The sequence below is a fragment of the Cecembia sp. genome, assembly GCF_007126775.1.
Lineage (GTDB): Bacteria > Bacteroidota > Bacteroidia > Cytophagales > Cyclobacteriaceae > Cecembia.
In genome coordinates, this window is record NZ_SLAP01000159.1 from 21202 (window position 1) to 34575 (window position 13374).

Here is a 13374-nt window from a genome sequence, read left to right on the forward strand (position 1 = left end):
TTTATTTAAATAAATATATCCAATACCAATACTCCCAGCAAGCCCACCACCGCGACAATGGTTTCCATCAAGGACCAGGATTTGAGGGTATCTTTTACGGAAAGGTTGAAATATTCTTTATATAACCAAAACCCTCCATCATTAAAATGGGAGAACATCAGGCTCCCCGCACCGATGGAGAGCACCAGGAGATTGGGATCTACCTGCCCCATGCCCACCATGGGCGCGATGATGCCGGCCGTGGTCAGTCCGGCAACTGTGGCAGAACCAACTGCTACCCGTATAATGGCAGTAATGGTCCATGCCAGGATAAGGGGGTGGACATCCCAGCCCTGCAGGGCATCGGCAATTTCTATACTTACTCCTGAGGCCATCAGCACTTCTTTCAGTGCCCCAGCTCCGGCAATAATGAGCAGGATCATGGCGATGTCTTTGGTAGCAATGACATAGATGTCCATAAGTTGTTCCGTTTTGAATTTCATCTGTATACCAAGGGTGTAAGAAGCCAATAAAAGGGAGATAAGCATCACCATTCCTGGATCACCTATGAATTGGATATAAGGATAAAAGACATGCTCTTCAGCTAGCTGGAAGTTGAGGATCGTCGTGCCAATCAGTAGAAAAACTGGGAAAAGTGCCGAAAAAAAGCTATTTAAGGCACCGGGAAGTTCACTTTCTTCCTTTGGTTTCGCCTGAAAAGTGGCCAAAGGTTTGGCATCGATTTTTTTCAGAAATTTAGCAAAAAAGGGTCCTGCAATAATAATGGTCGGAACTGCGATAAATAATCCGTAAACCAAGGTTAATCCCATATTAGCATCAAACTGGGCAACCAATGCCGCAGGGGAAGGATGGGGAGGAAGGAATCCATGTGTTACCGAAAGTGCAGCCAAAAGTGGCATGCCCACATAGACGGCGGGTAGTTTGTACCTATAAGAAACCGTGAATACCAAAGGGACCAAGAGTACAAAGCCTACATTGTAAAAAAGGGGAATACCCACCACTAAGCCTGTCAGCATCATGGCCCAGGTTACGTTTTTTACACCAAAAATACCCATTAGGACATCGGATATCCTTTGTGCTGCCCCACTTTCAGCGACCAATTTTCCCAACATGGCGCCCATTACAATAATGATGACAAGGTCACCCAATAAGGAGCCTATGCCTTTTTGGATAGAGCCAGCCAGTTGCCCTATTGGAATACCCAATAAAATTCCTGCAAGGATGGAAGCAATTAAAAAAGCAATGAACGGATTGAATTTCAGCCAGGTGATCAGCAGGATCAAAACCGCTATACTGATCAAAAGAAACAGAAAGGTCATAGGTCAGGTTTGGGTTGAAATGACAATTTAAAAAAGATATTGGAAAGCTTTTGGCATGTACGCAATTCAATTTGACAAACGGGTGATATTTACCGCTTGATCAAAAGTTTTTCGGTAACCGAGCGGCTTCCATCACTGAATTGCAGGAGATATACACCATCCGGGAGTTTTTCTATATTTTCTTCAAGTAGGGAAAGAGGGATCGTGCTGATGATATTTCCTTTTGCTGATAATAAAGTTACCATTGTTTGCATGGAATTCCAGTCTGAAGGAAATTGGATTTGTAGGCCTCCTCCCTGATAAGGGTTAGGCCAAATCTTCAAGTCCCTGGAAAGTGGGAGCTCCCAGCCCTTCAACCTGAATACCCTACCATGACTGCGGTTTCCGCTTTGATCCACCTGTTCTATCTGAAAGTAAACGAATTCTACCGTAAATTTTTCACTGTATTCAAAATGGTATTGTTGTACCTCTTGACTTTCTCCTTTTGAATCGACCTCAGCAATTACTTCAAAGTCAAAAATATTCCCCTTGGAACGGAGGATTCGGAATTTTTGGTTTTTCTTTTCAGCAGCTGTACTCCAGGTTATTCTAACTGTTCCATTTTCCCATTGGGCCTCCTCTTCCAGCCAGGTTACTGGCAATACGGAGAGTACTCGGTAACTGCCCACGGTAAAAGTATTGCCATCTAATTCTGAAAACTCCAAGTTTCTCCTTGCCCATAACCATCCAGGGTCAAGCCCAAGAAGATGCGTACCAGGTGCCGGGACTCCATTCCCTACAATCCTGATATCATCCACCTGATCTACAATCAGGTTTTCAGCAGAAATGCGCATTTCTAAAGGGGAGGGCGAAGAATTACTGCTGAAAATTTCGAAATAGCTATTCAGCTGATAAAGTATAGGCGTTCCATCAAGATCGTTGAAATCAGGATCCCAATCCGCACCTGGTACCTCAAAAAAACGAACTTGCAAATTTCCTCCCGGACTGTTTCCCAAGAGCTGCAGCATCCGGATACCTCCTTGGAAGAAATCCTCAAACGGCAAACTTGCATTGGAAGGATTCAAAACCAAGGGCAGGTTTAAATAGTGAAAACTTTCCAAATTCAGCCAAGATCCTCCCTCGTAGATTAATTCACCGGTGCCAGTACTGTTGATGATAAGGTCGTAACCATTAAAGTTAAGCTGACCGGAGCGCATGAGCATGGAGCCCCCGATGGAAAAATCACTATCCAGGAGGATGCTTCCAGAAGCTTTGTTGATTTCCACTTCCCTAACTGTGGTTGTCCAACCCAATATTTGCTGAATGCCTGTACCATTAAAGGTCAATTTTGTAGGAGCATCCCAAATGATCCCTGAAGCTTCCTGAACCAGGTTTCCGGTAATACGGATTTCATCCTGCAGATTTTTCTCAGAGGCTCCCCTGAAGGCAAGGTGGTGGTAGTCAGTCGGTATCTGAGATCCTGGAAATGTGGTTTCTATCATATTTTGAGTTCCTGCAGCTGCCTGATAACTGACCGTTCCCTCTAAAATTACAATAGCAGCATCCATCAGGGGAGCGTTTCCTCTTAATATCAAGTTTCCCCCTCCCTTTAAATGAAAAAGCTGGGCTGGGATGGTATTGGATCTCCTAAGGATGGGCTCGAGTGGGGCAGTACAATCAGAAATCAGGGTTGCACCAGGTTCTACGAGCAATTGCCCATATGGGCCTACTCCATTAAAAACAGCTTTGTTATTAAAGGAAAAGGTAGAGCAGGCCGGTATACCCATGGTATTGACTGTTTGGATCACTGTGCCGGATTGAATGATAAAAGAGTTGGCTTTAAAAGCAGAGTTGACCGTGAGGGTTTCCCCCGGTAGTGGATCAAAAACCACCGTATAGCGGCTATTGGTGGTATTGGCACTCCAAGAGGCTCGGTCTACTACCGTCCTTGATGATCCTTTAAATACAATTTTCCCAGTTTCCGGGTATATCCAATCTCCCAGGGCACTGCTTACATTGTTGAGAAAAAATAACCCTCCTTCTTTTCTCATAGCCCTCAAGGAACCATATACCTGAAGTTCGAAATTTTGTAGATTCAGCTTTGGGCCAGGGTCGGCAGCACTAAAAAGATAAAGGTGGTTTACTTCTTCGTCACCGGTTAGCCTAAGCTCATTTCCCTGATCAATAAAGACATTGTTGCTTGCATCTGGTTTTTGCACTGCTGCAAGCCAAAATGTTCCGTTCCAAACTTCCCAATTGGCAGGATCCTCAAAATCCCCAGAGGCAATACTCCTGTAATCTCCGGCCTCTAAAGGGATCTGTCCAAGGCATAGGAAAGAGAATATTCTTGCATTCCAGTAAAAAAATGCAAGAATCCAGTAAATTCGTGCCGATCGAAGTATACCTGACATTCCTTTTTCGTTTTAAAAATTGATCCAAGAAAAAGTTGCTTAGCTTAATAAAATTAATCTTATGCGCTCCCTTTTGAAAAAATTGCTCCTCATTTATCCGTTTATTTATCCGGTTATTTTTATGTCTTATGCTCAGGACTATCAGATCAGCTTACTGACCTGTGATCCCGGTGAAGAATTGTATTCCGCTTTTGGGCACAGTGCCATCCGGGTTTTGGATAAAGAGAGCAATGAGGATTTGGTGTTCAACTACGGTACTTTTGATTTCAATACGCCATTTTTTTATGTAAAATTTACCCAAAGGACATTGGATTATATGCTATCAGTAAGCAGTTATGAAAGGTTTTTATATGAATACAATTACTACGAGCGCGGGATAAGGGAACAGGTTTTGGATCTGAATCAGGAGCAGGCGCAAAAAGTAGTAACATTTTTGAAAATCAATTACCTGCCTGAAAACAGATTTTACAGGTATGATTTTTTTTATGACAACTGTGCAACACGTATCCGGGATGTGTTTGAATCAGTTTTGGGCAGGCAATTGGATTGGAATGAGGAGTCCGATCCTCCGCGTAAAACTTTCAGGAACCTAATTGATGAATATGTATACCCATTGCCTTGGGCAGATTTTGGTATAGATTTGGCACTGGGCTCAGTGATTGATGTTTATGCCTCTGAGCGGGAGAAACAGTTTTTGCCAGATTATATGGAAGCGGCTTTTGCAAGGGCAAAAATAGTGGGTGATGGCCCTACTAGACCCTTGGTGAAGTCGGATCATGTGGTATTGCAGTTTGAAGAAAGGGATGCTGGTATGGATTTTTTCAACCCCTACATTGTTTGGTGGCTCCTAGCCATAGGTGCGATGGTTTTGACCTATGTGGGATCCAAAAAAGCAAGACTGTTCAAGGGTTTTGATATCGTATTCTTCAGTGTTTTGGGGTTATTGGGGCTGTTGATCCTTGGACTTTGGTTTTTCACTTTTCACTCCCAGACCAAGTACAATTGGAATATCATTTGGGCTTTTCCAGGACATTTGCTAATGGCTATTGCCATGCTGAGAAATATCATGCGGCCTTGGTTGAAGAAGTATTACCTCTTTGCACTGATCATGGCCAATCTTGCTTTGGTATTCTGGCTATTTGGAGTTCAATCTTTCCATCCAAGCATCATTCCGATTTTATTGGTTGTGATTTTACGTACCAATTTTCTTTATTACAATTGGGAGAAATACCAGGCCACGCACAGGCTTAATTGAGGGAGGTAAAACTATTTGCCCCCATTAACTTGTTATGTTTAGCTAAGAGAGGCACAGTATGGATTTTAAACTTGTATCAGAATATCAGCCCACGGGGGATCAACCCCAGGCCATTTCCCAATTGGTTGAAGGGGTAAACGCAGGAGATCCCAGCCAGGTTTTGTTGGGGGTAACCGGATCTGGAAAGACTTTTACCATAGCCAATGTAATCCAGCAAGTACAAAAACCCACTTTGGTATTGAGTCATAACAAGACTCTTGCTGCCCAGCTATATGGGGAATTCAAGCAGTTTTTCCCGGAAAATGCGGTGGAATATTTCATTTCTTACTATGATTATTACCAACCTGAAGCCTTTATTCCTACCTCAGGAACCTACATAGAAAAAGATCTTTCCATAAATGATGAAATCGAGAAGCTTCGACTGAGTGCAACCTCTGCTCTCTTGTCAGGAAGAAGGGATGTAATTGTGGTGGCTTCGGTATCCTGTATTTATGGTATTGGTAATCCGGAGGAATTTGGTAAAAATGTGATCCGGCTACAGGAGGGAGACAGGATTCCCAGGAATCAGTTGTTGTTCAAATTGGTCGATATCTTATACAGCAGGACCAATAATGACCTTTCTCACGGGACATTCCGGGTGAAAGGGGATACAGTTGATATATTTGTTGCTTATGCTGATTTTGCTTTTAGGATTTATTTTTGGGGGGATGAAATAGAAGCCATTCAAAGAATAGATCCGGGCACGGGGAAAAAGATTTCCGATGAGAGGATCATTTCCATTTTTCCCGCAAATTTATTTGTTACCGGTAGAGATGTTATTGACACGGCCATTCATGAAATCCAGGATGACCTGATGGCCCAGGTTTCTTTTTTTGAAAAGGACATGAAGCTTATAGAAGCCAAACGCCTTAGAGAGCGCACTGAATTTGACCTGGAAATGATCAGGGAGTTGGGTTACTGCTCAGGGGTGGAAAATTATTCCCGATATTTTGATAGGAGGAATCCGGGGACCCGGCCTTTCTGTTTGCTGGATTATTTTCCGGATGATTATTTGATGGTCATTGATGAAAGCCACGTCACCTTGCCACAGGTTCGCGGTATGTGGGGAGGGGACAGGGCCAGGAAGGTGAATTTAGTGGATTATGGTTTCCGCTTGCCTTCTGCTTTGGACAACAGGCCTTTGAATTTTGATGAATTCGAAAGCCTGATCAACCAGGTAGTATATGTGAGTGCAACACCGGCAGATTATGAACTGAACAAGACAGAAGGGGTGGTTGTAGAGCAGATTATCCGGCCAACAGGCTTGTTGGATCCTTTGATAGAGGTACGGCCAAGTGCCAATCAGATTGATGATCTTCTCGAGGAAATCGATGAGACGGTTAAATCCGGAGATCGCGTATTGGTGACTACACTGACCAAAAGAATGGCAGAGGAGCTTCAGAAGTACCTGGAGAGGGCAGGGGTAAAAAGTCGTTATATTCATTCTGAGGTAAAACCATTGGATCGGGTAGAAATATTGAGAGAGCTGAGACTAGGAGTATTTGATGTTTTGGTTGGAGTAAACCTGTTGCGGGAGGGTTTGGATTTACCTGAGGTTTCCTTGGTAGCGATTCTGGATGCCGATAAGGAAGGATTCCTGAGAAATGAGCGCAGTTTGGTCCAAACCATTGGCCGTGCAGCCAGGAATGAAAATGGGAGGGTTATTATGTATGCTGACAAGGTTACAGCATCCATGCATATGGCCATTGATGAGACCAAAAGGAGAAGAGGGATTCAGATGGCATACAATGAGGCTAATGGCATTGTTCCAACTACCGTGCGGAAATCCATGGAAAAAATTCTGGGTCAGACAAAAGTGGCGGACTCCAAGAAGAATGCCAAGGTATATCAAGAGGCTTATGAGAATGCCGAAACAACCATAGCTGCGGATCCTGTTGTACAGTATTTGAGTAAGGATAAATTGGAAAAATTGATTGTCCAGACGCAAAAGCAAATGGAGAAGGCCGCAAAAGAACTGAATTTTATGGAAGCTGCAAGGCTTAGGGATGAATGGCAAGGATTGAAGAACAGATTGGCGGAACTCAGTAGACTTTCTTAATAGAAAATCATGACACTCCATGAAATACATAAAATAGCCCAACAAGGAGAGGGTCTGAACACAGAGTTCAAAAAAAAGGCCGCTTTTCCTGAAAAGATAGTCAGGGAAATTATCGCCTTGGCCAATACCAATGGGGGTTATTTATTGATTGGGGTAGATGATGACGGTTCTGTAAGTGGACAGCGGTTTATTGAAGAGGAAGTTTTTGTCATGGAGCGGGCCATTGAGAGATTGATTTTACCCAAACTCGCTTATGAAGTAGAGGTTGTCAAACTCAATCCCAAAAAAGGAGTGGCTGCTTTCCATATTCCCCATTCTTCAGAAAGACCCCATTACGTATTCGAAAATAACAGGAAAAAGGCTTTTGTGAGGGTTGCTGATAGATCCATTCAGGCCAGTAGGGAAGTCTGGGAGGTTTTAAAAAGAGGAAAGTATTCAAAGGATGTAGGCTTTACTTATGGCGATAAGGAAAATGTACTGATGAAGGCCCTAGCGGAGAAGGATCGGATTACCTTAAAGGAATTCCAGCAAATGGCCAAATTACCAAGATTTTTGGCCAGCAAAACTTTGGTACGTTTGGTTTTGGCCAATGTAATCCAGATCATTCCTCAGGAAAAAGAGGATTTTTACCAGGCTAAAGAGTCATAAAGGCAGGGATAAGCCAAACCTTTCATTGAACCCGGCAACACCCTGTATACCGCCGGTATGCAGGAGCAGGATTTTGGATCCTTTTGGGAAATATTTTTTTTGGACAAGCTTCAGCACGCCATAGGCCATTTTTCCAGTATATATGGGTTCCAAAGGAATTTGAAAAGTAAGGTAAAACCAGCGTATAAAATCCAAAAGTTCTGCTGTGTGTTTACCATAACCTCCAAAATGATAATTGTTTAGGATTTTGGTTTTACCATGGGTTTCAATTTGAAATTTTTTCAGCTGCCCGTCGATTTCCTGATGGATGAAGCTGCCTTTAAGTGCTGAAAATCCCAGTAATTCCTGATGGTGAAGGAGGCTGTTGGCCAATCCGAGAAAAGTACCCCCAGTGCCTAAAGGGGTACATATATGGGAGAAATCCTTATCTTCATTACTTAGGATTTCTGAGGTACCTTTGATAGCCAAATAGTTGGTCCCACCTTCAGGGATGAGGTAAAAATTGCCATAAATTTCCCGAAGTTCATCGATGAATTTAGGGCTTTCTTTGTCTCTATAGGCACTTCGGCTGATATAATGAAGACTCATTCCTTTTTCTTTTGCTGCATTAAGCGTGGGATTGATGGGAAAGGTCTCTTCGCCTCTGATCACGCCAACCGTTTGAAATCCTTCTTGTTCAGCAGCAGCTGCCGTGGCATAAATATGGTTAGAATAGGCCCCTCCAAATGTCAACAGCTTGTTTTTTCCTTCCTTTTTTGCCTGTTCAAGGTTGTACTTGAGTTTGAAAAATTTATTACCGGAAGCAAGCGGGTGAATCTGATCCAGGCGTTTGATGGCAAGCTGCACTCCCTGAATTTCCCATAATTCATAAGAGAGCTTTTCCACGGATATCTGATTGGGGATGAGCATATATTCCTTCTATTGTTATACAAATATCAAAAACTTTGGCAAATGCCCTTATTTTTGTGTTATGGTATCAGATTTGGAAAATGGCAATTTTGAAGAAGAGGAAGAAATAGAGCTTTTCGAACATTTTAGCTTTACAGTAGATAAAGGGCAGACATTGACAAGGATCGATAAGTTCCTGACCGATAAAGTAGCCAATGCTACCCGAAATAAAGTCCAGCAAAGTATAGATTCGGGGAATGTACTGGTCAATGGTAAACCCACCAAATCAAACTATAAGATCAAGCCCTTTGATGAAATCAAGATATTTCTAGAAAAGCCTGTCAGAAATACAGAAGTATTGGCTGAACCCATTCCTTTGGATATTGTCTATGAAGATGATTACCTCATGGTTTTGAATAAGCCAGCCGGGATGGTAGTTCATCCCGCCCATGGCAACTGGACCGGAACATTGGTAAATGGACTGGTGTATTATTTCAATCAGTTGCCCACCTTACCAGGAAATTCAGGAAGGCCTGGGCTGGTCCATCGCATTGATAAGGATACCTCTGGTTTGTTGGTGGTAGCCAAATCGGAGATAGCCATGACTGATCTTGCTAACCAATTTTTTCACCATCAAATAGAGCGCACCTATATTGCCATGGTATGGGGAGAGCCATCCGAGGATAAAGGGACCATTGTGGCTCATGTGGGAAGGAGTGCCAAAGACCGAAAGGTAATGGATGCTTTTCCTGATGGTTCCTACGGGAAGCATGCTGTTACCCATTGGAAAGTTCTCAAAAGGTTGCGCTACGTCAGTTTGTTACAATGTAACCTCGAAACAGGAAGGACCCATCAGATAAGGGCACACATGAAATTCATGGGACATCCCCTGTTCAACGATGCCATGTATGGTGGAGATAAAATCCGCAAGGGAACCCAATTTGCAAAATATAAAACCTTTGTTCACAATTGTTTTCAAATCATGCCCAGGCAGGCTTTGCATGCCATGTCCTTGGGTTTTATTCATCCAATCAGTAAAGAAAAGATTTTCTTTGAAACGCCATTACCCGAAGATTTTGCATCTGTCCTTGAAAAATGGGAGAATTATGTCAACTTCGAAAAGTGAAATCATTAAAAAAGGATATCTTTTGCTGTAAAAAATCAATTTATAGCAGGGCAAAAATTGCATTTTTCTCATAAAATAAGGCGGAAACCAAAAAACCATTATCAAGTTTTCAAAACAGGACTTTCCGCAATCGATTTTGATTTTCGATAATTGAATTATTTCTTCTAAAATTAAAAATACTGTAAAAAATACACTTAAATTTTATAAAGTTTTTAAAATCTGACTTTTAGGTTTAAATTTGAACAATTAATAACAAAAGATTGTATATAGGTAGTGTAGGATTAAAAATCAGGAAAGCTAAGCTATGAAGGTTCGAATCCTTCTCCTACAACTGGTTATTTTGGGTTTATTGTTAATTGACTAAGCTGTGAAATTTTGTTTCACAGCTTTTTTTATGTCCAGTGCTATCCTGTATCATAGGGATTGAATCAATAAATCTGAAATGGTAAGTGAAAAATTTGTTCATCAAAACTAAGAAAAATCGATTGCGAAATTTTTAATGATAACCTAAAAATCTGGACATCTATTTTTTAAAATACAATTAAAATAGTATTTTTATAAAAAATATGTAAAAAAAATACCAATTGTTTAAAAAAATTTTAAAAAATGAATCCCTTTATTAATTTTGACCTGTCTTAAACGCAAGGCGCATGACATAATGTAGGATGTTGAAACTGGCAGACAAGCCCTCCTGTCTCGGGGGTGGAGATCCGGGGATAAAGCGCACCAAGAGCTCTGGTGTTGCCTAACTGCTCCGTGGAGGTTCGAATCCTTCTCCTACAGCAAATAATTGGCTTAAAATTAGTCAAAAAGGCAAATTGTTACGTTCAATACAGGGATGTTACAGTTTGCTTTTTTTGTTATGATCAAATTCAAGTTCAGGATTTAGGTTTTTTCCATGTCATTTGTATTACTTTTACTTACTGTATAGTTAACTTGATGGAAGAAAATAAGAAGGAGCTAGCCCAAATCAAATGGCATCAGAAACGAATTATTAGGTTTCTGGGAGGGATTTTATTGCTCTTACTTTTTTTCCAGGCGGTTTTTTATTTTGGATCGGACCTTTTGCTAAGAAATTATTTGAAGGAAAAAGTAAGGGTAGCCTCGGAGGATAAATATGAAATAGATTTTGACAGAGTACGGATTTTATTTCTCCAGAGGGGTTTTTCTTTTCAGGGTCTTAGTATCAGACCTCTGGATGAAACCATTGCCTCCCTGGATAATATTGCCTATTACAGCATTGAAGTTCCCTATATCTCTATCACAGGGATCAATTATCTGTTTTTGAAAAAAGAGATTTTGCTAGGTAAGGTTAAGCTTTCCTCTCCTTCCATAGATTTCCGGTTAAAATATGAGGATGAGGAATTGGAGGATATAGAAGGTGATTCTCCTTTAGAAATTCTTCAGGATGAAATCAAAAAGTCTTTTCTGCAATCGCAGATCAGTGAAATAAGGATCAATGAACTTGATATTGACAATGCAGATTTATTGATCAAGAATTTCATTGCCCAAAGGAGCATTAAGGCAGAAAACTCCAGTCTCAAAGTAAGGGATATTCAGCTTCTTAATGACAGGGATCCTGCTACCCCTTTCAATGCGGAGGGATTTTATTTTGAAATTGAAAATTTTGAACTGCTTCTTGCGGACAGTGTTCACCTTATCCGGGCGGGAGAGTTGCAGGTTTCTTCACTAGAACAATACATTAGGGCCCAAAATCTTTCAATTGAACCTGATTTCTCCAAGTTATCGGAAACATATTTTCAGGCGAGCCTAGAGAATTTGCTGCTCAGTGATGCGGACATCAACAAGGTTTTTTATACTTCTGAAGTGGAAGTGGGCAAGCTTATGCTCCAAAAGCCTAAATTTGAACTTTTTGTAGGGAAGGGGAGGATTAAAGAGATTGATGAAGAAGATGTTGGAACTTTTGATTTCTACGACCTTATCGATGGGATATTGGCATCAATTCAAATTGATCAATTCGATATTGAAGGGGGAGAATTTGTGCAAAGGAATGTGGCAGAACCGGATCAGTTTAGGATCAGGGCAGAGAGAATTGATTTCAACATGTCTGATTTTTATGTAGGACCTGATGTTTCCAAAAGGGCAAACAGATTTTTCTACGCCGATCAGGCCAAAGTCGAGCTTTATACAGTGGACTTATTTCTTGCAGATAGCCTTCATCAGATCAGAGGAGAATTTGTGAGTTTATCCTCCTTGGAGGATAAAATTAGAATTGAAGGATTTAAGCTATCCCCCATAACAGAGACAGATACGTTACGTGGGGTCACTTTGGTAGAGATTGATGTGCCCCAATTGAGTATTACGGAGGCAAATCTGAAAAAAATCTACAATGAGGGCGTAATAGATGTGAGCGAAATCAAAGTAGAAAATCCTGAGATTCTCCTAAAAGATGTACAGGGTAAAAGCGGTGAAGATCCTGGCTTTGATTTCCCTGCTTTTTATGCGGAATACCTTGATGGGATTTACGTTAAAAAATTTGAGATTGAAGAAGGATCTTTGACCGTGGATAACCGCCTACGTATCCGTCAGGACAGCTTGTCTTTTGGAAAAGTCAACTTGATCCTTGAGAATTTTGCGATTGATAGACAGACGGAAACTTCGGATACAAAAAGTTTTTTCTGGGCTGAAAATCTGCAGCTTGATCTTCAGGAATATGCATTGAAGTTATCAGATAACCTTCATGTTTTCAAAGCAGACCGGGTTTACCTGAATACCAAGACCTCAGAGGTAAGTATTGATGGCTTCACCATCAAACCCTTTAATCCTGGTCAGATCCAAAGTATTCTGGACCGCTATGGGCGCACCACCACGCTGGATATTTTTGTCCCGAGGTTTACTGCAAGAGGAGTGGATATCAAACAGGCTTATTTTGATGAAAAGCTCAAGGTTTCAAGTATCAGTGTTCCTTCACCCAAAATAAACATTATAAGGCATAAGGCCGCAACAACGGATGATACGGAAGAAAGCACTGATCAAAGAGAAATATTGGATCTTTTAACCAGTTACTTTAAAGAAGTTCAGATTGGCTCATTGAACCTTCAAAAGGGTACTTTAAATTATGAAAACTATGTTAGGGAAAGGTTGCGTACTTTTTCTGAGGATAATGTTTCCATTGCAGTCAAAAACTTTTATATCAGTGCGGATACGGATCCTGAAAACTTAAAATTTTTATTTTCCGAAGAAGTAGACCTTAACCTAAACAACTATGTATTCAACATAGCTGATGGTAAATACAATATCCTGGCAGATCGCATCAACTTCAATACTGCAAGAGAGGAAATATTGGCAACAAATGTGAGGTTAAATCCAAGACTTGACTTTCAGGATAAAACCAGTGTTACTGCCATCATACCAGAGATGTCTTTCCGAGGAGTGGACCTTGAAGCGTTTTTGTTTGACAACACCCTGACTTTGGAAAAGGTAAGGCTTTCAGAGTCTTCGGTGCAGGTACTTATCAATAAGGACATAGCGCCGCAAGACAGGGAGTCGGTAAGACAAAGCAGGGATAGAAATTTACCCAAAACCATAGATATAGTGAATATCGACACCATTCAAGCAGACAAGGCACAATTCACCCTTTCATTTAAAGAAGAGGGCCAGGAAATGGAGCTGATAAATACTGGTGTGGA

General features: G+C 41.3%; 7 protein-coding genes and 1 pseudogene. 5 read left to right on the forward strand and 3 right to left on the reverse strand.

Features of this window, described 5'->3' with window-relative positions:
- Nucleotides 1–5: 5 nt before the first annotated feature.
- Both QZT73_RS10405 and QZT73_RS10410 read right to left on the reverse strand, forming a co-directional pair.
- Nucleotides 6–1319: a gluconate:H+ symporter gene (locus QZT73_RS10405; RefSeq protein WP_291784318.1), complete on the reverse strand. Its 1314-nt coding sequence runs from the start codon at nt 1317–1319 to the stop codon at nt 6–8.
- Between the two features lie 89 nt (nt 1320–1408).
- Nucleotides 1409–3709 carry a T9SS type A sorting domain-containing protein gene (locus QZT73_RS10410; protein WP_291788025.1) on the reverse strand — a complete coding sequence of 767 codons (2301 nt, stop codon included), beginning with the start codon at nt 3707–3709 and terminating at the stop codon, nt 1409–1411.
- A 61-nt stretch (nt 3710–3770) separates the two neighbouring features.
- On the opposite strand from QZT73_RS10410, the gene QZT73_RS10415 reads away from it, so the two are divergent.
- The 3 genes from QZT73_RS10415 to QZT73_RS10425 are packed head-to-tail and all read left to right on the forward strand — an operon-like array spanning nt 3771 to nt 7710.
- Nucleotides 3771–4964, forward strand: coding sequence for a DUF4105 domain-containing protein (locus tag QZT73_RS10415; protein ID WP_291784314.1), 1194 nt, complete (start codon nt 3771–3773; stop codon nt 4962–4964).
- A 58-nt stretch (nt 4965–5022) separates the two neighbouring features.
- Nucleotides 5023–7062, forward strand: a complete 2040-nt coding sequence (gene uvrB, locus QZT73_RS10420) for an excinuclease ABC subunit UvrB (RefSeq protein WP_291784312.1) — start codon at nt 5023–5025, stop codon at nt 7060–7062.
- Nucleotides 7063–7071: 9 nt separating this feature from the next.
- Nucleotides 7072–7710: an ATP-binding protein gene (locus tag QZT73_RS10425; protein ID WP_291784310.1), complete on the forward strand. Its 639-nt coding sequence runs from the start codon at nt 7072–7074 to the stop codon at nt 7708–7710.
- Here the strand turns inward: QZT73_RS10425 and QZT73_RS10430 are convergent.
- Nucleotides 7705–8619 carry a pyridoxal-phosphate dependent enzyme gene (locus QZT73_RS10430; RefSeq protein ID WP_291784308.1) on the reverse strand — a complete coding sequence of 305 codons (915 nt, stop codon included), beginning with the start codon at nt 8617–8619 and terminating at the stop codon, nt 7705–7707. The two genes, QZT73_RS10425 and QZT73_RS10430, sit on opposite strands and share 6 nt — an antisense overlap.
- A 61-nt stretch (nt 8620–8680) precedes the next feature.
- Between QZT73_RS10430 and QZT73_RS10435 the strand changes: the two genes are divergently transcribed.
- Together QZT73_RS10435 and QZT73_RS10440 are read left to right on the forward strand one after the other, a co-directional pair.
- On the forward strand, nt 8681–9724 hold the full coding sequence (locus QZT73_RS10435; protein ID WP_291784306.1) for an RluA family pseudouridine synthase: 1044 nt from the start codon (nt 8681–8683) through the stop codon (nt 9722–9724).
- A gap of 939 nt (nt 9725–10663) precedes the next feature.
- Nucleotides 10664–13374 (forward strand): annotated as a pseudogene (locus tag QZT73_RS10440) (hypothetical protein); the annotation flags it as partial.

Excerpts from the sequence above, each read along its gene's own strand:
- QZT73_RS10415 (WP_291784314.1), top strand. The coding sequence starts at position 3,771 with ATGCGCTCCCTTTTGAAAAAATTGCTCCTCATTTATCCGTTTATTTAT.
- uvrB (WP_291784312.1), top strand. The coding sequence starts at position 5,023 with ATGGATTTTAAACTTGTATCAGAATATCAGCCCACGGGGGATCAACCC.
- QZT73_RS10410 (WP_291788025.1), bottom strand. The coding sequence starts at position 3,709 with ATGTCAGGTATACTTCGATCGGCACGAATTTACTGGATTCTTGCATTT.
- QZT73_RS10425 (WP_291784310.1), top strand. The coding sequence starts at position 7,072 with ATGACACTCCATGAAATACATAAAATAGCCCAACAAGGAGAGGGTCTG.
- QZT73_RS10405 (WP_291784318.1), bottom strand. The coding sequence starts at position 1,319 with ATGACCTTTCTGTTTCTTTTGATCAGTATAGCGGTTTTGATCCTGCTG.
- QZT73_RS10435 (WP_291784306.1), top strand. The coding sequence starts at position 8,681 with ATGGTATCAGATTTGGAAAATGGCAATTTTGAAGAAGAGGAAGAAATA.
- QZT73_RS10430 (WP_291784308.1), bottom strand. The coding sequence starts at position 8,619 with ATGCTCATCCCCAATCAGATATCCGTGGAAAAGCTCTCTTATGAATTA.